The 22,117-nt window shown below is 36.3% G+C and carries 24 protein-coding genes; all 24 read right to left on the reverse strand.

The window, feature by feature from the left end:
* Positions 1 to 173: 173 nt before the first annotated feature.
* Complete coding sequence (locus QVA17_RS08375; RefSeq protein WP_287387850.1) at positions 174 to 488, reverse strand: hypothetical protein; 315 nt, start codon at positions 486 to 488, stop codon at positions 174 to 176.
* Positions 489 to 580: 92 nt separating this feature from the next.
* Positions 581 to 2,191, reverse strand: a complete 1,611-nt coding sequence (locus QVA17_RS08380) for a FapA family protein (RefSeq protein ID WP_287387852.1) — start codon at positions 2,189 to 2,191, stop codon at positions 581 to 583.
* Between the two features lie 17 nt (positions 2,192 to 2,208).
* Positions 2,209 to 2,967 carry a FliA/WhiG family RNA polymerase sigma factor gene (locus QVA17_RS08385; protein WP_027431330.1) on the reverse strand — a complete coding sequence of 253 codons (759 nt, stop codon included), beginning with the start codon at positions 2,965 to 2,967 and terminating at the stop codon, positions 2,209 to 2,211.
* A 31-nt stretch (positions 2,968 to 2,998) separates the two neighbouring features.
* Positions 2,999 to 3,316, reverse strand: coding sequence for a hypothetical protein (locus QVA17_RS08390; RefSeq protein ID WP_287387855.1), 318 nt, complete (start codon positions 3,314 to 3,316; stop codon positions 2,999 to 3,001).
* A gap of 20 nt (positions 3,317 to 3,336) precedes the next feature.
* Entirely contained in the window at positions 3,337 to 3,822 is a 486-nt protein-coding gene (locus QVA17_RS08395) for a chemotaxis protein CheD (RefSeq protein WP_027431332.1), read from the reverse strand.
* Positions 3,823 to 3,911: 89 nt separating this feature from the next.
* Positions 3,912 to 4,535: a chemotaxis protein CheC gene (locus QVA17_RS08400; RefSeq protein WP_027431333.1), complete on the reverse strand. Its 624-nt coding sequence runs from the start codon at positions 4,533 to 4,535 to the stop codon at positions 3,912 to 3,914.
* Between the two features lie 16 nt (positions 4,536 to 4,551).
* Positions 4,552 to 5,031 carry a chemotaxis protein CheW gene (locus QVA17_RS08405; protein WP_330635171.1) on the reverse strand — a complete coding sequence of 160 codons (480 nt, stop codon included), beginning with the start codon at positions 5,029 to 5,031 and terminating at the stop codon, positions 4,552 to 4,554.
* A 12-nt stretch (positions 5,032 to 5,043) separates the two neighbouring features.
* Positions 5,044 to 7,155: a chemotaxis protein CheA gene (locus QVA17_RS08410; RefSeq protein ID WP_287387858.1), complete on the reverse strand. Its 2,112-nt coding sequence runs from the start codon at positions 7,153 to 7,155 to the stop codon at positions 5,044 to 5,046.
* Complete coding sequence (gene cheB / locus QVA17_RS08415) at positions 7,156 to 8,340, reverse strand: chemotaxis-specific protein-glutamate methyltransferase CheB (protein WP_287387861.1); 1,185 nt, start codon at positions 8,338 to 8,340, stop codon at positions 7,156 to 7,158.
* 2 nt (positions 8,341 to 8,342) lie between these two features.
* The gene (locus tag QVA17_RS08420) at positions 8,343 to 9,068 is read right to left on the reverse strand and encodes a flagellar brake protein (protein WP_287387864.1); all 726 of its coding nucleotides are present in this window, start codon (positions 9,066 to 9,068) and stop codon (positions 8,343 to 8,345) included.
* A gap of 45 nt (positions 9,069 to 9,113) precedes the next feature.
* Entirely contained in the window at positions 9,114 to 9,992 is an 879-nt protein-coding gene (locus QVA17_RS08425) for a MinD/ParA family protein (protein ID WP_027431338.1), read from the reverse strand.
* A complete protein-coding gene (gene flhF / locus QVA17_RS08430) occupies positions 9,992 to 11,404 on the reverse strand; it encodes a flagellar biosynthesis protein FlhF (protein WP_287387867.1) in 1,413 nt (470 codons plus the stop codon). Before flhF ends, QVA17_RS08425 begins: the two co-directional genes overlap by 1 nt.
* Positions 11,405 to 13,450 (reverse strand): flagellar biosynthesis protein FlhA, encoded by a 2,046-nt coding sequence (gene flhA / locus QVA17_RS08435; RefSeq protein ID WP_287387870.1) that lies wholly within the window; start codon positions 13,448 to 13,450, stop codon positions 11,405 to 11,407.
* 79 nt (positions 13,451 to 13,529) lie between these two features.
* Entirely contained in the window at positions 13,530 to 14,696 is a 1,167-nt protein-coding gene (gene flhB, locus QVA17_RS08440) for a flagellar biosynthesis protein FlhB (protein ID WP_287387873.1), read from the reverse strand.
* 11 nt (positions 14,697 to 14,707) lie between these two features.
* A complete protein-coding gene (gene fliR, locus QVA17_RS08445; protein WP_027431342.1) occupies positions 14,708 to 15,484 on the reverse strand; it encodes a flagellar biosynthetic protein FliR in 777 nt (258 codons plus the stop codon).
* A 23-nt stretch (positions 15,485 to 15,507) separates the two neighbouring features.
* Entirely contained in the window at positions 15,508 to 15,777 is a 270-nt protein-coding gene (gene fliQ / locus QVA17_RS08450) for a flagellar biosynthesis protein FliQ (RefSeq protein WP_287387876.1), read from the reverse strand.
* Positions 15,778 to 15,872: 95 nt separating this feature from the next.
* Positions 15,873 to 16,673 (reverse strand): flagellar type III secretion system pore protein FliP, encoded by an 801-nt coding sequence (fliP, locus tag QVA17_RS08455; RefSeq protein WP_051195415.1) that lies wholly within the window; start codon positions 16,671 to 16,673, stop codon positions 15,873 to 15,875.
* Positions 16,674 to 16,690: 17 nt separating this feature from the next.
* On the reverse strand, positions 16,691 to 17,068 hold the full coding sequence (locus QVA17_RS08460; RefSeq protein WP_287387881.1) for a flagellar biosynthetic protein FliO: 378 nt from the start codon (positions 17,066 to 17,068) through the stop codon (positions 16,691 to 16,693).
* Positions 17,069 to 17,431, reverse strand: coding sequence for a response regulator (locus QVA17_RS08465; protein ID WP_027431346.1), 363 nt, complete (start codon positions 17,429 to 17,431; stop codon positions 17,069 to 17,071). It abuts the gene before it with no gap.
* Positions 17,432 to 17,528: 97 nt separating this feature from the next.
* Positions 17,529 to 18,779, reverse strand: a complete 1,251-nt coding sequence (gene fliY / locus QVA17_RS08470; RefSeq protein WP_287387886.1) for a flagellar motor switch phosphatase FliY — start codon at positions 18,777 to 18,779, stop codon at positions 17,529 to 17,531.
* A gap of 4 nt (positions 18,780 to 18,783) precedes the next feature.
* The gene (gene fliM, locus QVA17_RS08475; protein ID WP_027431348.1) at positions 18,784 to 19,767 is read right to left on the reverse strand and encodes a flagellar motor switch protein FliM; all 984 of its coding nucleotides are present in this window, start codon (positions 19,765 to 19,767) and stop codon (positions 18,784 to 18,786) included.
* A 201-nt stretch (positions 19,768 to 19,968) separates the two neighbouring features.
* Positions 19,969 to 20,481, reverse strand: coding sequence for a hypothetical protein (locus tag QVA17_RS08480; RefSeq protein ID WP_287387892.1), 513 nt, complete (start codon positions 20,479 to 20,481; stop codon positions 19,969 to 19,971).
* Between the two features lie 35 nt (positions 20,482 to 20,516).
* Positions 20,517 to 21,320: a flagellar motor protein MotB gene (locus QVA17_RS08485; protein WP_287387895.1), complete on the reverse strand. Its 804-nt coding sequence runs from the start codon at positions 21,318 to 21,320 to the stop codon at positions 20,517 to 20,519.
* A 1-nt stretch (position 21,321) separates the two neighbouring features.
* Entirely contained in the window at positions 21,322 to 22,107 is a 786-nt protein-coding gene (locus QVA17_RS08490; RefSeq protein WP_103952806.1) for a motility protein A, read from the reverse strand.
* Between the last annotated feature and the right edge of the window lie 10 nt (positions 22,108 to 22,117).

A 22,117-nucleotide genomic window follows, 5' to 3' on the forward strand; every position in this document is an offset into this window, starting at 1 on the left:
ATTAATCTGCTTTCTTAATTTATCTTGCTGCTCTTTTGTTAATTCAGAAGAAACTCCCTGATTCTCCTTATTATCCTTGTCAAAATTAAACACAATGCTTAATACGACACAGATAATTCCAATAATAATTAAAGTTACACTAACGGTTGTCATATAACCCTCCCATTAATTTATTAGATTTTAATATCAAAATCCGTGCTTCCCTGTCCTTTAATAAATACGCGACCATCGCTTTTCTTATTATTCTTACCCTTGGCGCGGTCCTTATCGTATTCATTATTACTTTTTTCCTTAGCATCAAAGCTTCCACTATTTAATTCTGTATCGTCTTTGTTAGTTACAGTTTCTGCCTTAGCTTCCACATTATGCTCTATAGTTGTCTGAATATTAGATTGATTAGCCACAGGTCTGTTATTCTCTGCTGCCTGCTCACTTGATACTAGGTTTTGCTGTTGTATCATTCCAAATTCTACTGGTTTAATTACCATAACAACCTCCAATCATAGCACACGTCTAAATATACTATAATTTCTTAAAACAAACAATAGCTCTTGAAGATTTTATCCCCAAGAGCCATTAACTAATATGCTGATAATCTAACCTCTGCGCCATCCCTGACAAAAGAGCAGAAATCATATTTCTTTTTTACAAACATGGACACATCTCCAAAGACGATTTTGGTTCCTGGATATGCCGCGTCTGCTACCCTAATTATGGCATTTTGCTCTTCCCCAATAGACTGCCTTAATTCCTCAAATTCCTTTTTATTTTTAGCAATTTCTTGTTCAAGCATAATTACGTTTCGCATGGTCTTTGTCATCATCTCCTGCTTTTCAGGAGCTAGACTTCCTTCCGCCTGTTGCTTTTTTCTTAGGGCTTCTAGTAACTGATTTAGCTGAATCTTATTTTTTCCTAGATCATTTAAAATCTTTTTTAATTCCTCTAGGCGCCTCTTCATAGTAGGGTCAACGCCTACGGCAACTGTGGTATTTGTACCCATTTCATTTCCAATATTTTTGGCTTCGATGCAAAGAGTGGCTCTAACATCCCCTCCGATTATAAGTCCATTTTTACCATTAGCAGTTATCTTTCCCTTAGCAATAACCTTGCTATGCAAAATGGAATCCGCCTCAATATCTCCTCCGGCATATACGCTCTCACAAGACTCTAAAAACTTGGCTACAATGTTTTTACCTGCCTTAATTACTGCCTTTGTCTTTCCCTGCACACCGCGATTAAGAGTAATTGTACCACCAGCAATAACCTCAGCTCCTTCAACAAGTCCGCTAACGCTTATATCCCCGCTAGCTTTAATCTTAAAGCCCGCTTGTACATTTCCTTTAATTAATACATTTCCATCATAATCAATATCTCCGGTTTGAGGACCTACATCCACAAGTTCAAGGACGTCTGATACAAAAATTTTGTCCCCTTCAAGCATTACATGACCACTTACCTTTGAGATAAGATTTAGTCCATCCTCGGAAATCACAAGGTTTCTACCATATCTAAAGACCACATGCTTTACAGGTCTTGGATTGACCTTTCTATTAAGGCAATCAATACCCTCCTCGCCCCTATCTTCTGGGTGAAGAATAGCCACCACGTCGCCTTTTTCTATATGATTAAGATTTTCAAGGGAATGAAAATCTACCGTTCCATCCTCATTAATCTTAGGCCTTGGCTTTAAATCTGTATTAAATTTATATTCTATAAAGCCGTCTGTTCCCTGTCTTGGCTCCTTACCCTTAGCTAGCACATAGACCTTACCGTACTCTTTATTTTCTAAAAAGTCATTAATGGCTGCCTCATCAGTACCTGACCTAACGCCCTTAAATGTAATATCCTTTTTTATTTCCTCTAAATCTAAAAAAGAAGCCCCAACGAAAGGTGGATAAAAGATAGCTTCCACACTCATTCCATCAGGATTAATGTAATAATCTGCAAATTCTCCTACTGGATTTGGGCACTCCTCGCTAATCTTTTGGCACACCTCTTTTGATGCTCCTGTTTTAATAGCTTCATCTAATTTTACAATGTCGCAGCTTATTTTCTTCTTATCAATATAAAACATGGCATCGTCAATTTTGGCGGGTGAAAATGTTTCCTCTTTAGGAGGGTACACATTTACATATAAGCCATCGCTCTTGTTTTCAAATTGAAAATAGCCCACTCTACATTTTTCTATCATAAGCCGCTCCTTTTTGCCTACATTGGGAATACATAATCTCCAAGTAATGCCTTCATCTTAATTAAAGCCTTGGTATGTAACTGTGAAACTCTTGATTCGGATACTTCAAGAGTTAAACTGATTTCCTTTAGTGTCATTTCTTCATAATAGTAAAGGGTAATTACAAGTCTTTCTTTTTCAGTTAGACTCTCAATTGCCTTTGCCATAAGCTGCTTTAATTCTTCTTTTTCAATAGCTTCTTCTGGCTGTTCAAAGTGAGAATTGCCGATGCTATCCATTTTTACTTCGCTGCCAGCTTCTGTATATTCATCTAAGGAAATGAGATTAGTAGCCTTAGTTTGACCCTGCCACTCTAGTAATTCATCCTCTGAAATACCTAATTCCTTAGCAATATCCTCATCCGTTGCCACATGGCCAGTTTCTGCCTCAATCTTTGCCATAGCAGCATCTATCTTTTTTTGCTTTTGACGCAAAGATCTAGGAATCCAATCCATTTTTCTAATTTGATCTAGAATTGCACCCCTGATTCTTAAACTTGCATAGGTTTCAAACTTTACATTTTTACCATAATCAAACTTATCAATAGCATCAATTAGGCCAAAAATTCCATAACCTACTAAGTCATCATATTCAACGTTGTAACCTAAGTACATGTTCATTCTGCCGGCCACAAGTTTGACCAACTGAGCATATTCCATTATAAGTTGGTCTCTTGTTTCGCTAGACCTGTTAGTCATATAACTTTGCCAAAGTTTATTTCTGCCTGCTTCATCCATGTTTACATGTCCCCCATTTTAATAAGTTACTTTATTCATCCCCAAAATTACTATAATCAAAATCTTTGCCGTCTACCCCTTCAATACTATCTATATTATCTAGATCAATATCAGGAATATCCTCGTCTTGATCAATGTTTTCTTCCTCTTTTTGTTCTTCTTCCATCTTATCCGCTAGGCGATTAAGAGCATAAACTACAAGCCAGCTAGCAACAAAGAAGCAAACCATTACAAGAAGCACTATCCAGACAAAACTTTCTAAACTGTATTTGTTTAAAATAAGTAGTACGCTTGTAATAAAACCTGCAAGTAAAGTAACTATTGCAGGCACCACTCTATATCTACTCATATAGTCACCTCTAAACTAGCCTAAATTAACTTTTCTGGTTTACCCACAGCCTTTATCTTATACTTTCCTGTTTCTGAATAAAATTCTACTGTTCTACCAAAATTTAATCCTGTGTCTTCTGCTAGTAATTTAATACGCATCTCCGATAACTTCATCTTGACTGCCATTACATTTCTTTGGCCTACCTTTAAGTTTTCGTTATTGGTATTAGTTGAAAACATCTGGGCACCTCCGGCTATCTTTGCAACTAATCTTGTCTTATTAGCTCCTAGTTTCTCCATTTGATTAACTAATTCAACCAAACCGGTATCCGCATATTTTGCAACATTTGATGCATTTTTAAATTGTTTACTATCTGGTAACATGCAATGCAGAAGGCCACTAACCTTAGTTACCGGATCGTATAGGGCCACCCCTACACATGAACCAAGGCCAAGGGTAGTCAAAACTTCTGGGCTTTTACAAGCTTTTAAATCGCCCATTCCGACCTTAATCATACTGTTTATATTCATAGTCAATCCTTATACACTACTCAAATTCAATCCAAATGCCCATAGTAATCCTAAACTACTAATGGACATTTGGATTAAAAAACTCACATACCAAGAGCTGATAAAATTTTGTCATAAGATTCTAACTCTGGAATTAACATAAAGTATCCATTTACATAACCCTCTTCTCCAAACTGAGATTGGATTAATAGAAGCTTATCTCCATATTTACCAAATTCTGAGGCAGGTACCGACATTAAAGCTCCAATCATATCAACTGTAAGGGAAGGAACGCTTGCCTGAACCTTTAAATTAGTAAGACTTGCAAGGGCTGTTAAATAAGAGCCGGATACAATATTACCAATTTCACTAATTGCAGACATTTCCATCTCTGTAAAATCTGTTGCATAATCATCTACCACGTCTTCCTGCATCATAAGCTTATTAACTAGATGATGAGCCGATTTTGTATCAAAAAGAAACATCATCATTCCGTTAATTTCACCCCCCATGTCTAGTAATATACCCACTACTATTTGGTCTTCAGAACCAATCAACTGGGATATATCCTTAAAGGGCAAGAGAGCTACTTTAGGAACTGACATATCCATTTTCATCTGTAACATCTTTGCAAGGGCAGTTGTTGCATTGCCTGCGCCAATATTACCGATTTCTTTTAATATATCAAATTGCATATCACTAAGTTCTTCTAAATTTATCTTGGACATGATACCACCATTCTAGCTACTTCTCACTAGCCTCCACAATTAAACCAACAATATCTAGTAATGAAATTAATTCACCATTACTCTTGCCAATACTATCAATATAGTTAGCAGCAGCGTCTGAATTGTTAGCCTTGTTAACCTTTTCAATACTGTCATTATCAAGTGTAACTACTTCTTTAACCTGATCAACAATTACACCAATTGTTGCACCGTCTACCTTTACAATGATAAAACGTGTCTTATCTGTAAATACATCTGGTTCAAGGCCAAGCTTAATTCTTACACTCATTACAGGAATAATCTCACCACGAAGGTTAATTACCCCCTTATAATATGTCTGAGTTTTTGGAACTCTTGTAATTGGTTCGCTTCTTACGATGTTGTCAATATAATTAATATTGATACCATACTGTTCGCTACCAATTTTTACTACAATATACTGCACGGAAGTTGTACTCTCCATGCTCTTATCTTCAATAGCATTAACATTATCCACAGCCGTTACCCCCTATACTAATGTATTAGCATCAATAATTAATGCTACAGAACCATCACCAAGGATTGTTGCACCACTAATCATCTTATTAATGCTGATATACTTACCAAGTGATTTAATAACGATTTCCATCTGTCCAATTAAGCTATCTACTACAAGTCCTGCAAGCTTATCACCCTTACGTACAATTACAACTACGATTGTATCTGACTCTTCAGGTTCACCTGGAACATCAAGAAGTTCTCTTAATCTAATTAAAGGAATAACTGATCCTCTTAAATGGATCACTTCCTTGGCATGTACATACTTAATTTCACTAATTGCAATATCTTCAATGGTTTCAATAGAACCAAGGGAAATAGCATATTTTTCTTCGCCAAGCTTTACCATTAAAGCCTGAATAATAGCAAGAGTAAGTGGAAGTCTAATGCTAAATGTTGAACCCTGACCATAAACTGTCTTAACCTCAACATCACCACCTAAGGCTTCAATCTTTGACTTAACTACATCAAGACCTACACCTCTACCAGATACATCTGTGATTTTTTCTGCTGTAGAGAAGGATGGTCTAAAGAGTAAGTCAACAGCTTCTTTTTCTGTCATTGAATCAGCCTGTTCCTGAGTGATTGCACCCTTTTCAACAGCCTTAGCCTTAACTCTTTCTGTATCAATACCATTACCATCATCCTTAACTTCAATAACTACGTTATTACCTTCCTGGAAGGCGTTAAGAGCGATAGTACCTACCTCTGGCTTACCTCTTTCAATACGAACATCTGTAGGTTCAAGACCGTGATCGGCAGAGTTTCTAATCATATGCATGATTGGATCGCCGATTTCATCAATTACAGTACGGTCAAGTTCTGTATCCTCACCAGTGATATATAATTCCATCTTCTTATCAAGCTTCTTTGATAAGTCTCGAACCATTCGAGGGAATTTAGAAATAACACTTTCAATAGGCATCATTCGAACCTTCATAACTGATTCATGAAGATTTGTAGTAACTCTCTCTAAGTATTCAATTTGTTCTGTAAAGTTAGAAGATTTAATGCCACCATTTTCACCATCATTACTAGCTGATACTAAACCATTCTTAGCAATGATAAGTTCTGATACAAGGTTCATTAATACATCTAACTTTTCAATATCTACTCTAACTGTATGAGAAACAGGCTTGCCACCACCCTTTGCAGGTTCTTTTGCTGCTGGCTTTTTCTCTTCCTTTGGAGCTGGCTTTGTTTCCTTTGCCGCAGGTTTCTTCTCTTCCTTTGGCTTCTCCTCTGGCTTTTCCTCTTCTTCATCAAGCTTATCTGTTACCTGAATTGGAGTTGCATCCTTAATTTCAGAAACGCTCTTAATGATGCTTACAATAGAATCAATTTCCTCTTCTGTTGTAATAAGAATTCTAAATTCAAATTCAAATTTCTCATCTTCAATATCCTGAGTAGTAGGTTCTGACTTAATAACTTCACAGTGGCCCTCTAAGTTTTTAAACACTAAGAAGGCTCTAGCTGCCTTAAGTACACAGCTCTCTTCAACCTCTACCTTAATATTAAAGACGCTAATATTCTTTTCAAGGGCTTCATTTACTGCTGACCTTTCAAAGTCTGCTAGTGTTAAGCCTTCAAGCTGATTATTATCTGATTTAGCTGCCTTAGCTTCTTCCTGCTTTGGCTCTTCCTTTGCTTCCTCAGCCTTTGGCTCTTCCTTTTTAGCTTCTTTCTTTCCGTCACCACCAATTCCTTCAATGAAGGCATTTAAAGCCTTGATGATATCTTCGTTATCCTCTGTACCTTCATCCTGGTTATTACGAATATTATCAACATAGCTTTCAAGTGCATCCATACACTGGAATAAAACGTCACACATATCAGATGTAACACTGATATTGCCATTACGAACCTCAGAGAATACATTTTCCATATCATGAGTTAAGTTCTGCATTCTCTTATAACCCATTGTACCTGCCATACCCTTAAGAGAGTGAGCAGCACGGAAAATTTCATTAATAGTATCCTGATTGTCTGGTTCCTTCTCGAGGACCATTACGCCGTCTGAAATAGACTGTAAATGTTCACTTGATTCATCAATAAATATCTCTAAATACTGGCTTACATCCATTTAAGATACCCCCACGTTCTTAGTTATTGCTTCAGCTACCTTATTAAGAGGTACAACCTCGTTAACTAAACCTGTTGAAGCTAGTGCTTTTGGCATGCCATAAACTACGCAAGATTGTTCATCCTGTGCAATGACATGTATGTTCTTATGGCTGGCTGCTAGGCCCTTTATGCCATTGGTTCCATCAGCTCCCATTCCCGTTAACACTACGCAAGTTATCTCATCAAAATTAGAATTTTGAAGGGAATCATACATTACATTGGCGCATGGTCTAAGTCCATCTATAGCAGGTGCTTCGTTAAGTCTAATAACGTAGCTTGCACCTTCCTTCATAACCTTAATGTGCTTACCACCAGGGGCAATATAGACATTACCTTTAGTAATGACATCACCGTCTGCTGCCTCTTTTACATTAAGCTCGCTCATTTCGTTAAGTCTTGCTGCAAGGCTTGCTGTAAATCCTGCTGGCATGTGCTGAACTAAAACCATTGGTGCGTCCAAATTCTTTGGAAGCATTGGTATTACAGATTGTAATGATTTAGGTCCACCTGTTGAGCAGGCTAGAGCAATTAACTTACTCTTGCCCTTTTTAATACCTGAATACTGAGAAGAAGTTACCCTACTAGCTTTAAAGGTATCGTCTTCTCTAGATCTTTGAAAGCTAGAAGTAGGTCTATCTTTTGATAATAATCCCACTTTTGTATCTTTATTATCTCTAGTATTGGTATTGCTTGAAGGTGAAAAAGATGCGCCTCTTGCCACTCTTTGAAGGGATGCCCTTGTATTAGTAGCAACATCTAGCATCTCATGAATTTTTTTCTTAAATGTTTCGCTTTTAGTTTCAAGATAATTCTCTGGCTTTGTAACAAAATCAAAGGCTCCATATTCTAGGGCTTGTATAGTTTCCTTAGCACCTTCCTTTGCGACTGTACTAACAACTATAACCGTCTGATCAATACGGTTTTGCTGAAGCTTCTTTAGTAGTTCAATACCATTCATCTTCGGCATATTAATATCTAGAATTACTGCACTATACAAGTTAGGATTTGAAACAATTTTATCAAAACCTTCCAAGCCATCTCTAGCTAAATCCGCGACTTCGTACTCATTACTTTCGTTTATTATATCAGATATTACCCTTCTCATGAGTGCAGAGTCATCAATAATCAAAATTTTTTTAGCCATGACTATCCCCTTTCCTTATTACGAAGTTGCCTTTGTTGTTCAAAAATGTACTTTATTATCTCGCTTCTCTCATTATCAGCAATTCGCTTAAATTCTATTCTAGTATCGTATATATCACTAACATTAGGACTTTCAAGGGACATTACTATCTTTCCTGCCACATTAAACTGCTTTAGTTTCCCTGAAATAAATAGTTGAAAGTTAAGCATTATAAAACTTCCAGTATTTAATTGTTCTTGAGTAAACACTCTTACTCCACCGCCACTTATATCTACTATTATAGCCTTAACGGGGTTTGCTTGCAAGCTATTAGGTAATTTTGAATGTTTTAAAAAATACTGAGTTTCCTCTTCATTAAAGAGGCTATATTGCACCTCAATTGTGCATTCAAGTCTATAAAATTCACGTCGTTGAAATTTTTCTGGATTTGATAATAATTTTAGATTAACTGTATAGATATTTCTTTCTTTTGCTCTTCTTGTAATGCTAACTGCTGCCTTATAGATGCCTTTACTTGTATAAAAGAAAGCATCATATTCAGAGTTGACTTCAAGTGGGATTATTCTGCCCTCAAAAATAGGCATAGCACAAACTAACTCATCCTCATCCTCCTCAGAATAATCAAGCACCTGACTTATGTAGCTTCTCTTTGATTGTGGGGACAAACTAAACCTATCCATTCTTTTTTGTAATTCGATTTTTGTTCCAAGTACAATATTATCAAGCATACACTCACCTCCAGTTTTCCTCTTAAAAGCTAAGGCAAATAGAACTTATAACATCTTAGCAAATACATTTTTTAGATATCCTCTTATGCCCCTTTTAGCTACAGGGATTTCATCTTTTGAGTCAATTATCTTTTTAGTTATATTTTCAAAAGCCTTAGTCGCTGGGGAATTAGGATAAATAATAGACACAGGATTTTGCTTCATAACCGCCTTAGTTACGTTATTATCCTGTGGTATTAAACCTAAATATTCCACATCAATATCTAAGAACTTAGAAACTACTAAATTAAGCTTTTCGTATAAAAGTTCCCCTTCCTTTTCAGATTCCACGCGGTTTGCAATCATCTTAATCTTACAGTTTTCATTGCTAAAGAGCGGATGCATACTTAAAGATTTAAGTAGGGCATAAGAATCTGTAATAGAGGTAGGTTCAGGGGTTGTAACAATAATGGTCTCTGGGCTTGCCACTAAAAACTCCATAACAGAATCTGCAATACCAGCCCCTGTATCAATAATTATTACATCGCATAGACTTTCAAGCTCGCTCATTTTATTAACTAGTCGCTTAATCTGCTCACTGTCAAGATTTACGAGCTTAGCAATACCAGAGCCACCAGATATAAAACCTATATCAAGAGGCCCCTTTGTTATAATTTCCTTTATATCCTTGCCCTTATATAAAATGTCACTAAGGTTATACCTTGGTATAACCCCAAACATTACCTCGATATTAGCAAGGCCAAAATCGGCATCTAGAATAATAACCTTCTTCCCCATATTTACTAGCTGGATGGCAAGATTAATAGAGACATTGCTCTTGCCTACACCACCCTTACCGCTAGTTACGGCTATTACTCTAGCATTTGCCTGATAGTTTTGATTTTGAAATTTTATTATATTGCGTAAAGTCTGGGCTTGATCCATTATGTGTTACCTCCCAATAGCTGTTTAGCAATAAATTGCTCATTAATAAGCTCAATATCATTAGGAACATTTTGTCCTGACGTTGTATAAGATAAAGGGGCATTTGTAAGCATTTTCACATTAATAATGTTGCCTAGAGAACAAGTTTCATCTAGCTTTGTAAAAATGATTTTCCAGCCCTTTATGTCATCATATTTCTTAGCGATATTAACTAAGTCCTTATACTTTGTAGTAACGCTAAGAGTTAAATAAATATCAAGGTCATAGTCTTCCTTATAATCTGTTGCTACCTCAAGTAATCGTTTTAACTCTTCCATCTGTTCTTCAGACTTATGAGATCTACCTGCAGTATCCACTAAGACTAAGTCGTAGTTTTTAAAGCTTTCAAGGCTTTCCCTTAACTCCTCTGGTCCATAAACTACATCTACAGGGCAGTCAATAATTGAAGCATAGGTATTTAGCTGCTCTACCGCTGCAATTCTATAGGTATCTGAAGTTATAAAAGCAACCTTTGCGTATTTTTCAAGCTTAAACTTAGATGCAATCTTGGCAATAGTTGTAGTTTTTCCAACTCCTGTAGGTCCAATAAAGAAGGCAAGCTTTGGCTTTGAATTAAGTTTAACCGGACTAGCCTCCCCAAGCTTAAGTATGATTTTTTGATAAACTGCAGAAAGAATGCTATCAATGTCAGAATCCTTTTGCATAGATAAGGCAATCTCTCCTAGAATTTCATCTACATACTTTTCATCCACTTCGCTATCTACTAGCTTTTTATGGATTAGCTTTAAAAATGTATCATTAGAGGAGTTTTCCATAGGACTTGTTTTTGTTTGTTCTGCCTCTAATGTCTTAGCTTCTGTCTTATTTTCTGTCTTATTTTCTGTCTTCGCTTCTGTCTTAGTTTCTGTCTTCGCTTCTAGCTTAGCTTCTGTTTTAGCTTCTAGCTTAGTATTCTTTTTTACTTCCTCTTCCTCATCCTCATAAATAATATCAGGATTTCTATAGATTTCGCTTTTTCTATTCTTAGAATCAAAGCGATTGTCTTGTCTTAGTTTCTGGTTATTAGCACTAGATTCCTTCATAAGTTTTTGAAGAGCATCTAGTCTTTCCTCGATTCTTTTTGGATCATTTAAATCAATGTCCTCATCAGCTCTTAAATCAAGAGAAGCATTGTCATTAGATTTTTTAGGATCAACCGTCTTCATTTCTGGTTTTCTTGTGTTTACATTTTTTATAAATTCCTTCTCTTCAAGAGCCGCAGTAATCTCCACCTGGTCCTTTTTGAAAATTCTAAAAAGTCCTCTGGCCTTTAAAAACTTAATATTTAGGACCACAGCATTGGCCCCAAGCTCCTCCTTAGCTTTTTTCATTGCCTCATTTTCTGTTGGCGCTTGAAATTTCTTAACTATCATTTACGCTGTCACCATCCCCACTGATTGTAATTCTACGTTGGATTCCACTTCATTATAGGAAATCACTATTATGTCCTTATAGTAGTCAACTGCAAGCTTTTTAAAATATAATCTCACAATTGGTGAAGTGATAACTATTGGATTTTTTCCCATATCCTCTAATTTCTTTAACTCACTTCCTGTAGAAGCCATAATCTTTTTAGTTCTCTCAGGATCAAGAGAAAGATATGACCCCTGCTCGGTATTCTTAACAGAGCTCATAATTTCCTGCTCAATATTTGGATCAAGAGTAACTACACTTGTAGTTTCATTTGATGGGAAATACTTGCCGGAAATTGCTCTCTTTAAACTTTGTCTTACATATTCCGTTAATATATCTGTATCTCTTGTTACAGATGCATGATCTGCTAGAGTTTCAAAAATAGTAACTAAATCCCTAATAGAGATACCCTCTGATAAAAGATTTTGTAAAACCTTTTGGATTTCACCAATACCAAGTAGCTTTGGCACTAATTCATCTATTAATGCCTGATTATTGTCCTTAATGTTATTAATAAGATTAGATACATCTTGCCTTGTAAGAAGTTCAGCAATATGTTGTCTAATAATTTCTGTAAGATGTGTAGCAATGATTGATGGTGGATCTACTACTGTATAACCAAGAGACTCTGCTCTTTCTCTCTGACTTTCAGTAATCCAAATAGCTGGTAGATGGAAGGATGGTTCAAAGGTTGGTATACCTGTGATTTCCTCTTCTACATAGCCTGGATTCATAGCCATATAATGGTCAAATAAAATCTCACCATCTGAAACCTGAATACCCTTAATCTTAATTATATACTGATTAGGATTTAGCTGAATATTATCCCTAAGTCTAATAATCGGAACAACGGCACCTAGTTCTAGGGCCACCTGTCGTCTAATCATTACAACTCTATCAAGTAAATCACCACCTTGGTTTACATCAGCAAGGGGAATAATTCCATAACCAAATTCCAATTCAATAGGATCTACATTTAGTAAATTTACCACATTTTCTGGTTTTCGAATTTCTTGGGCTTCTGCCTCACTTTCCTCTACTTCCTCTTCTATTGCCTCTACTCCAGTTCTCTTCTTTAATCTTCTGCCAACTACAATTAATGCTATTCCCAAAGGAATATAGATATAATTTGGTAGAGGTGTAAAAAGGCCCATAACCACAAGGGCTGCACCAACCATCATTAATACCTTATCAATTGAAAATAATTGACCGACGATTTCATCACCAAGCTCGCCATCAGAACTTGCCTTAGTTACCAAAATACCAGTTGCCAAAGAAATAAGAAGGGATGGAATCTGTGAACTTAAACCATCACCAATAGTAAGGATTGTATACTTATTTAGGGCCTCATTTACTGATAGACCACTGTAGAGCATACCCATTACAATACCACCAACTAAGTTGATACCTGTAATAATAAGACCTGCGGTTGCATCACCCTTTACATACTTAGTAGCACCATCCATAGAACCAAAGAAAGCATTCTCTTGCTGTAATTTCTTTCTCTTCTCTGCTGCCTCTTTATCTGTAATAGCACCTGTATTAAGGTCTGAATCAATAGCCATCTGCTTACCAGCCATAGCATCAAGAGTGAATCTTGCTGTTACTTCTGCTACTCTTTCAGAACCCTTATTAATAACTATGAACTGAATGATAATGATAATTATGAAAATGATAATACCAATTACTAAGTTACCGCCACCAACGAATTGACCGAAAGTAAGAACAACCTTACCTGCATCACCATCTCTTAAAATCAGCTTAGTTGATGATACATTTAAGCCAATTCTAAAGATTGTTGTGAAAAGCAAAATTGTTGGATAAGAGGCCATATCAAGTACTTCCTTAGCAAAAAGAGCATTAAAAAGTACAATTAAGGCAACACTTAAATTAAAGGCTAGTAAAAAATCTAGCAACCATGAAGGGATGGAAATAATAAAGAACATAACTGCAGAAAGTAGGTAAATTCCTACAAACAAATCTGTCTTTTTTAGACTGATTTTCATATTCCTATTCCCCCTTTCATGAATAACACCTTAGCAAAATGGTAATTTTATTACATAAAATATTATTCATTCATTAAAATTATACCATAGTGCTAGTTAAGTTTCTATTCTTTGTTTTCATTACTGCTGCAAGAATTTCAGCAACTGCCACATATAATTCAGGAGGTATTTCCTCACCGATATCTATGTTGTGGTAAAGAATTCTTGCAAGCGGTTTGTTCTCTACAATTTCAATGTTATATTCTTTTGCTTTATCTTTAATCTGAAAAGCAAGATAATCTGCACCCTTTGCAATAACTATAGGAGCTTTTCCAGATTCCGGATCGTATTTAAGGGCTACTGCAAAGTGAGTTGGGTTTGTAATAACTACATCTGCCTCAGGTAATTGCTGCATCATTCTACGTCTAGAAATTTCATTCATTCTTCTTCTAATCATGCCCTTAACCTGTGGATCACCTTCAGAATCCTTATACTCATCCTTAATTTCTTGCTTTGTCATCATATTGTCGTTTTTAAATTTATGTCTTTGATAAATTAAATCCACAACGCCAATTATTAGAAAAACTAGGCTAACCCTAATTCCTAAATCAATAATTATCTGACCGGTTCTTACAATGGCCGTATAAAGAGACACATCATAAAAGGAATATATGACATAAACCTGCTTTTTTACCATTGACCATACAACAATCGCTAAAATTGTCATCATGGCAATGGCCTTAATAAGTTCAAAAACCTGCTTAAAGGAAAACATTCTCTTAAAGCCATTTAGTGGACTTATTTTACTAGCCTTAGGCTTAAGTGGTTTAGCAGTTACCATCCAGCTTTGCTGCAAGGCATTTCCTAAAATTGCTATAACTACACCAACAATTAAAACCGGTGCAATAATGGTAATAATCATCATGCCAACATTTTTTAAAATATCCATAGCCATCTCTGATTCAAGTCCAAAGCCACTAGTACTAGTCACTGTTTCAAAGTAGGAATAAATTTCATTGAAAGCCTTTAAAAAGCCATTTCCAATGCCTGCCACATAAATTTTTAAAAGAATGAAAATGGAGAGCAGGGACACTGCTGTAATTATTTCCTTACTTTTTGCTACCTGACCTTCTTTTCTTACATCCTTTAACTTTTTATTAGTTGCAGGCTCTGTCTTTTCACCACCAGGTCCATCTTGTGCAAAGAACTGAAGGTTTAGTTTTATTGCTAGTTTATATTCATTTATATTAAGAGATACATTTTCCATAAAAAATCCCCCTAATACATGCTCTTTACAAGTTTGGCAAGGATGGTCTTTATCTCAGTTTGAAGGAAGTTTGCAATGGAAGGTAGCATAGAGATGGTAACTAGAATTACAAAGATACCTACAAAAATCTTAAGCTGCATACCTACAACAAACATGTTCATCTGAGGCGACACCTTTGCAAGAATTGCCAAAACGCAATTTAGTAAAAGAGTTGCTGCAAATACTGGCAGGGCAATTCTAAAGCCGATGATAAAATAGTCAGACATAAAGTCTAGGACTATATCAAAGATGCTTGCCTTAAATATAGCTCCCCCTAGAGGAATTACCTTAAAGGTCTCTACTATTGCCCCAATTAGGTATCTGTGAAGGCCTGAAATTACTAGAATAAGCATAATTAGATAATAATAAAAATTCCCCATAATACCGGTCTGCATTCTAGTAGTCGGGTCGTATAGCTGGGCCATAGATAGACCTATATCCATATCTATAGTTTTTCCTGCAAAGTAAATAATTTGCACACTCATAAGGCTTAAGGCACCTAGTATTAGTCCCACTAAAACTTCTCTTAATACAAGTATTGAATAGCCAAGCATGCTGTTATACTCAATGGATAAACTAGGGTTTGCAGCATAAACTATCATGCTAATAAAAAAGGCTAGGCCGATTTTAATTCTGCCTGGTATTCCCTTAGTATTAAAAAAAGGCGCAACATACAAAAATGATGCGAGCCTTATTAAAATCAATATAAAAATTAAAAACTGGTCAATAATAATTGAGTATTCTATCATATTTTAATCCTCTAGACTCTTAATCATCGAATATATGTAGCAAAGTTTCCCCATAGGTTGTTCATAAATTCCACGATTGTTGAAAGAATCCAGTTTCCAAGAATCATAAGAGCCAACATTATTGCTAATAATTTTGGCACGAAAGTAAGAGTCTGTTCCTGAATAGATGTTAATGTCTGGAACAAACTGATAACTAGACCCACTATCATAGATACTATTAATAGCGGAACAGAAGTTTTAACAATTACCCAAATTGTCTGTCTTGCAACTGTTATTACGTCTCCTACTTGCATCCTAAATCCCCCAACAAATCTCAAATCCTTTAGTAATACATTAAAAAATTCAAATCCAAATCTCTTTAGCTAGCTAAACTAACTATGATGTCTATCTAAAAGGTCTTTAAAAGGTTTCCAATTATTAAATTCCAGCCATCTGCCATTACAAAGAGCAAAATCTTAAATGGAGCACTAATAGTAGTTGGCGGTAACATCATCATACCCATTGACATAAGGGTTGAAGAAACTACCATATCAATAACAATAAATGGAAGATAAATTAAGAAACCTATAATGAATGCAATTCTTAGTTCGCTAATAATAAAGGCTGGAACTAATACTCGCATTTCAATATCATCTTCAGATTCTATTGAGCCTTCTTCTACACCTGCTGCGCTAAAAAATGTGTCTAGATCCTTTGTAGATACCTGGCTTAACATAAACTTTCTAATAGGCTTTACTCCTATATCATAGGCCTCTTCTAAGGATATCTCATTATTAGAAAGGGGCTCTATGGCATTGGTATAAACCTCATTAAAAGTTGGTTGCATAACAAAAAAGGTCAAAAATAAGGACAAACCTATTATTACTTGATTAGGCGGAACAGTCTGTGTTCCAATGGCCGCTCTTGTAAAGTGAAGCACTATTACAATACGGGTAAAAGAAGTTAGCATTATAAGTATTGACGGAGCTAATGCAATAACTGTCAACACTAAGAGCATCTGTAAAACGCTTGCCATATCAGAGCCATCTCCAGCCGAGATATTAACATCAATCAAATTATTAGCGCTAGCTGTTGTCTCCTCTTCTGCTAATACATTTACACTAGCAAAAAGACTAACAAAAATAACTAGACTAGTAATTAGCCAAATTTTACAAATTGCCTTCTTATGCCTCTTCATCCACTGCAACATAAATCATCCCTACCCCATCAATCTTCTGGCTTGTCCTTCTTAAACTTATCTATTATAGCCTTAAAACTTTCGGCGCTCGACTTAGAGATAGATGAATCTGTGTTAAATTGTAAATCTCCCTCATCCACTTCACATAAATAGCTTATGCTATCCTTGCATATAGCAATCGCAAAGCACTTCTTTCCTATCCTCACAATTTGAATATACTTGGTATTAGATACCTTTTGTGTCTCAAGAATTTGTATGTTTCCACGCCCAAGCTTTTCTTTTTGAATATTTCCTACAATTCTTATTGAAAAATAAGTAATTCCTATGACTATTATAAAAATAACTAGTAATGTAACAAACTCAGCGATTTCGTCTAAGCTGTTAGTTAAAATCAAGTTAGTTGTCATTTATCCTACTACTTTCTGCACTGCCTCAATAACTCTATCAGCCTGGAATGGCTTTACGATAAAGTCCTTAGCGCCTGACTGAATTGATTCAATAACCATGGCCTGCTGTCCCATCGCAGAACACATAATTACAGATGCGTTAGGATCTGAAGCCTTAATCTTTTTTAAAGCCTCAATTCCATCCATCTCTGGCATAGTGATATCCATAAGAACAAGATCTGGCTTTAATTCAGCGTACTTTTCAACTGCTTTCGCGCCATTTTCAGCCTCACCAGCAATATTATAACCATTCTTAGTTAGAATATCTTTAATCATCATTCTCATAAATGCCGCGTCATCACAAATTAAAATATTCTTTGCCATACAATATCTCCTATCTGAATTAAATTTTCACAAAATCATTTAACTGTATTATACACCATTTATCATAAATTTACTATTGTTTTTTACAAAAAAGTTGTTATTTAATAATTTCTGTAATTCTAACACCGAAGCTTTCTTCGATTACAACTACTTCGCCCTTGGCTACATACTTGCCATTAACTAGGATATCTACTGGCTCACCGGCGATTTTATTAAGTTCAATAATTGTACCTGGTGCAAAATCTAGAATATCTTTAATTGATTTTGAGGTTCTACCAAGTTCTACTGTTACCTCAAGAGGTACATCCATAATAAGACCAATATTTTCTTGGGCAGTTAACTGTCCTAGGTCTTGTGAGAATGGCTGGAAGGAAGCTGGTGCCACATTAACATCAGGCTGTGCATAGCCATACATTGGCATCCCCTGCATTGGCATTCCTTGCATTGGCATTCCCTGCATCGGCATTCCCTGCATCGGCATTCCCTGCATTGGCATTCCCTGCATTGGCATTCCCTGCATTCCCATTCCTGCATTCATAGCATTTGGATCTGGGGCTGCCTGTGGTGGTGATGGTGCAGTGGCTGCTGGTGCCGGTGTTGGTTCTGGCGCCGGTGCTGGTGCTTCCTCTTCCTTTGGCATAAACATTTCTAGTAATTCTTCTGCAAATTCCTTAGGATATAGCTGCATGATTTCACTATCGATTAAATCACCGATTTGCATTTTAAAAGCAACCATAACAAAAGGCTTTGATAAGAATTTTGGTAAATTTTCATCCACATCATTGTAGGTTTCAACAAGGTTTGAAACTGGTGGACTAATATCGATTTTCCTATTAAACATTGATGAAAGAGATGTAGCTGCCGAACCCATCATCTGATTCATAGCTTCGCCAATGGCACTTAAATGAAGCTCTGATAAAGGTTCGTCATCATTTGCAACACCTGCTCCACCCATCATAAGGTCAGTAATAATCTTTACATCGTTTTCCTTTAAAACTAAAACATTATTACCGTCTAGACCTTCCTTATAGGAAATCTGCATCATAACACACGGTCTATCATATTTATGAGATAAGTCATCCCAGCTGCATACATCTACCTTTGGTGTTGTAATATTAACTGTTTGATTAAGAAGAGAACTTAGAGTTGTAGCCGCAGTCCCCATGCTTATATTAGAAATCTCTCCTACAGCATCTTTTTCTGAATCAGCTAAGCTAAATGCATCTTCTCCTGATAACTCAGCGGCAGCACTCTCAGATGGCTCTTCTACCCCTCCGCCATCGTCTGAATCTGTGGACATACCACTTAGGAGAGCATTGATTTCATCTTGTGATAGCATTCCATCCATAGCTTTATGTATCCTCCTCTCTTATAACTTCTGTAACCCTCACTGCATATTTATCTTCAAAATAACCTGGCAAGGCTTTAAACTTTTTAATATTACCTACATAAATATCAAGCTCTTGTTCTACCTTTTTGTTGACTCTAATAATATCCCCATATTGTAGGCCAACAAAATCTGCCACGCTAATATTTGATTTTCCTAAAACTGCCTTAATTGGGATCTCTGACCTTGAAATCATGCTTTCAATTTCACGTTCAAAGGTCTCGCCACCCTTTTCTTGCATGTTAGCAAACCAATATTTTGTATTTAACTTATCCATAACAGGTTCTAGTGTTGTAAATGGAAGACACACATTCATAAGGCCTTCCACATCACCAATCTTTAGATTCATAGTTACAATGGCTATGGTTTCTGTTGGTGATATAATCTGAGCAAACTGGGAATTAGTCTCGATTCTTTCTAGTCTTGGCTGTACTTTTACCACATTTTCCCAAGGTTCTTCCATTAGATTAACACAGATAGATAAAATTCTTTCAATAATAGTAAGCTCGATTTCTGAAAATTCTCTTTCCTTTTCAAGGGCATTTCCCTGTCCGCCAAGTAGTCTATCTACTATGGCAAAACCAAGGTTTGAAGCCATTTCCATAATTACAGAGCCATTTAGGGGATTCATTCCCACAACTCCTAGTAACACAGGATTTGAAAGGGCGTTTGAAAACTCGGAATAAATTACGACTTCTGAGTTTACTACATCTACTGTAACTGATTTACGAAGATAAGCTGGTAAATTAGTTGCAAGCAAACGTCCAAAATTTTCAAAAATAATCTCTAGTGTTCTTAAATGCTCCTTAGCAAACTTAGACGGTCTGGCAAAGTCGTAATTCTTAACTTGCTTTTCGTCGGAGTTTTTCATCTCATCTACATCAAGTTCACCACTACTAAGTGCTTTTAAGAGGTTATCAATTTCATTTTGTGAAAGAACTTCACTCATTTACTCCCACCTCTCTTTTCAAATCCTCTCCTTCAAAACGCTACAACTACGGGAACCTTCGCCATTAGAATTGCTTCGCAATAAGGCTCAGGCTAGATGACAACAGCTAAAGCTGTTGCCACAACTACGGGAAGTGCTCGCATTAGAATTGCTTCGCAATCTGCTCGCACACGTGTAGCGTTTGTAAAACAAACGCTACAATTACTGCACAACCGGTGTTACAAGTACTGAATAGATACAGTTAGTCTGGAATAGTTCTTGTAATGCCTCTAAACAGTCATTCTGGAAATCCTTTGTATTTGTAGCAATTGTCTGATATGTATATTTTTCTGTAGCTAGTGTTGAGATTGTGTTAACAATATAAGTCATGTTGTTTTTAATTGTTGTAATCTTTTCTGAATAGTCTTTGTGGGACTTATTCACACCAATAGTTACAGTTAATACCGCATAGTGAGTCTGAGCGCCAACATAAGTTACAGTAATTGTTGTCTCTTCACCATTTGTTACACTGATATACTCAATATTAGATAAATCTGTTGAGGATGATGAAGAACTTGAATCCGTTGTTCCCCCTGCAACATCTAAATCGATTATTTCGGCAATATGGGTTATAAGGCTATTAGTCTTTGTATTGGTTTGTACTAATGTAAATGTTAATACTGCCGTTAAAACTAAATTAATTAATACAAGAGCCAAAATAATTACGTTTAACATACTTTTCTTCACTAATTTCCACCTCGCTTTAGATTTTATGAATTAATATTGTTATATATCTTAATCTCTACTCGTCTGTTTAGTGCTCTTCCCTCTGCTGTTTCATTTGTGGCAATAGGTACATTTTCACCACGACCAGAACTTGTCATGGTCTCTTCAGAAAATCCGTATTCATCTACAAAGAAACGGTAAACACTATAAGCTCTATAAAGGGAGAGCATCATATTATCTTCAATTTGAGCTGAATGCATTGGCACATTATCTGTATGGCCTTCAATAGAAATAATATTTCCATCATATTCTTTTATTGCCACTGAAACTGCCTTTAAAAGGGTTTTAGCATCCTCTCTTATGGCATAGCTTCCTGATTCAAATAAGACACCGCCACTAAGATTTAATACTACGTATTTACTTGTGGCTGTTACCTCTACCTGATCTGCAACATTTGAGGCTGCAAGGCTTTCAGTAATTTCCTCTGCCATTTGCTCAGATTCTGCCTGACCTTCTTCTTGAACTTGCTCATAGGCATCCTGCACTTCAGTATCTGTCTCACCTTCTGCATTAAGACCCATGCTATTATAGTAGGTGCTAAGTTCATTTAACTGGCTAGCGCCACTATTTACCAAAACACCTTCTGAGGATAGTGCGGAACCACCAGATGGCAAAATACTAAAAGAAGCTGCTAAACTGGCTGCTACTTCTTCAAACTTTCCTGCATCTGTACTAGACATAGAGAAAAGTAATACGAAGAAGCAAAGAAGCAAATTCATAAGATCTGAGAATGTGGCCATCCAGGCTGGAGATCCAGCTGGAGCTTCATCTTCTGTCTTTTTTGCCATTTTAAGCACCTCCCTCCGAAGAAATAGCCTCTCTAGCCTTTGGTGCTAAGAAGGATTTTAACTTTTCCTCAATAACTCTAGGGTTTTCACCAGCTTGAATTGAAAGTAAACCTTCAATTACAATTTCCTTTAACTGAAATTCAATAGCTGCTCTTTGCTTTAACTTATTAGAAACTGGTGTACAAATCCAGTTAGCAAGAAGCGAACCATAAAGTGTAGTAAGTAAGGCAACGGCCATATTAGGACCGATTGTTGAAGCATCTGATAAGTTCTTTAACATATTAACAAGACCTACCAGTGTACCAATCATACCCCAGGCAGGACCAAGAGCTGCCCAAGCATCAAAAAAGCCAGCTTTGTTTTTATGTCTTGCTTCCATATTCATAAGTTCTGTTTCAAGAATTCCTCTTACAAGTTCAGGTTCAGTACCATCTACAATAAGTAAAATTCCCTTTTGCATAAACTGATCCTCAAGACCTCTAGCAATCTCTTCAAGAGCAAGTAAACCTTCCTTACGAGCCACATTTGAAAGCTCAATAATCTTAGTAATTACTGCACCATGATCTAGTTTAGGGTCCTTCATAGCAACGCCAATACCTGAAAAACCGCCGGTAAAGTCGGCCATTGTATATGAGGCCATAAGGGATGTTAAGGAACCAAAAATTGTAATAATAAGGGATGGTACATCAATGAAGTTTCCTAAGGCAGCCACGCCACCTGAAGAAATAATACCGAATAATACCATGACCAAACCAAGGACAATACCCGCTAATGTAGCTATATCCATTTAAAGACCC

It is taken from the genome of Lachnospira sp. (assembly GCF_016290755.1).
Classification (GTDB): Bacteria; Bacillota; Clostridia; order Lachnospirales; family Lachnospiraceae; genus Lachnospira; species Lachnospira multipara.

Coding starts and splice junctions, on each gene's coding strand:
- QVA17_RS08485 (WP_287387895.1), bottom strand. CDS start 21,320: ATGGCAAAAAAGACAGAAGATGAAGCTCCAGCTGGATCTCCAGCCTGG.
- cheB (WP_287387861.1), bottom strand. CDS start 8,340: ATGGCTAAAAAAATTTTGATTATTGATGACTCTGCACTCATGAGAAGG.
- QVA17_RS08385 (WP_027431330.1), bottom strand. CDS start 2,967: ATGGATGAAGCAGGCAGAAATAAACTTTGGCAAAGTTATATGACTAAC.
- QVA17_RS08390 (WP_287387855.1), bottom strand. CDS start 3,316: ATGAGTAGATATAGAGTGGTGCCTGCAATAGTTACTTTACTTGCAGGT.
- fliM (WP_027431348.1), bottom strand. CDS start 19,767: ATGAGTGAAGTTCTTTCACAAAATGAAATTGATAACCTCTTAAAAGCA.
- QVA17_RS08410 (WP_287387858.1), bottom strand. CDS start 7,155: ATGGATGTAAGCCAGTATTTAGAGATATTTATTGATGAATCAAGTGAA.
- fliY (WP_287387886.1), bottom strand. CDS start 18,779: ATGGATGGAATGCTATCACAAGATGAAATCAATGCTCTCCTAAGTGGT.
- QVA17_RS08480 (WP_287387892.1), bottom strand. CDS start 20,481: ATGTTAAACGTAATTATTTTGGCTCTTGTATTAATTAATTTAGTTTTA.
- fliQ (WP_287387876.1), bottom strand. CDS start 15,777: ATGCAAGTAGGAGACGTAATAACAGTTGCAAGACAGACAATTTGGGTA.
- QVA17_RS08425 (WP_027431338.1), bottom strand. CDS start 9,992: ATGGATCAAGCCCAGACTTTACGCAATATAATAAAATTTCAAAATCAA.
- flhF (WP_287387867.1), bottom strand. CDS start 11,404: ATGATAGTTAAGAAATTTCAAGCGCCAACAGAAAATGAGGCAATGAAA.
- QVA17_RS08420 (WP_287387864.1), bottom strand. CDS start 9,068: ATGCTTGATAATATTGTACTTGGAACAAAAATCGAATTACAAAAAAGA.
- QVA17_RS08380 (WP_287387852.1), bottom strand. CDS start 2,191: ATGATAGAAAAATGTAGAGTGGGCTATTTTCAATTTGAAAACAAGAGC.
- QVA17_RS08400 (WP_027431333.1), bottom strand. CDS start 4,535: ATGTCCAAGATAAATTTAGAAGAACTTAGTGATATGCAATTTGATATA.
- flhA (WP_287387870.1), bottom strand. CDS start 13,450: ATGAAAATCAGTCTAAAAAAGACAGATTTGTTTGTAGGAATTTACCTA.
- QVA17_RS08465 (WP_027431346.1), bottom strand. CDS start 17,431: ATGGCAAAGAATATTTTAATTTGTGATGACGCGGCATTTATGAGAATG.
- flhB (WP_287387873.1), bottom strand. CDS start 14,696: ATGGAAAATGTATCTCTTAATATAAATGAATATAAACTAGCAATAAAA.
- fliR (WP_027431342.1), bottom strand. CDS start 15,484: ATGATAGAATACTCAATTATTATTGACCAGTTTTTAATTTTTATATTG.
- fliP (WP_051195415.1), bottom strand. CDS start 16,673: ATGTTGCAGTGGATGAAGAGGCATAAGAAGGCAATTTGTAAAATTTGG.
- QVA17_RS08490 (WP_103952806.1), bottom strand. CDS start 22,107: ATGGATATAGCTACATTAGCGGGTATTGTCCTTGGTTTGGTCATGGTA.
- QVA17_RS08460 (WP_287387881.1), bottom strand. CDS start 17,068: ATGACAACTAACTTGATTTTAACTAACAGCTTAGACGAAATCGCTGAG.
- QVA17_RS08375 (WP_287387850.1), bottom strand. CDS start 488: ATGGTAATTAAACCAGTAGAATTTGGAATGATACAACAGCAAAACCTA.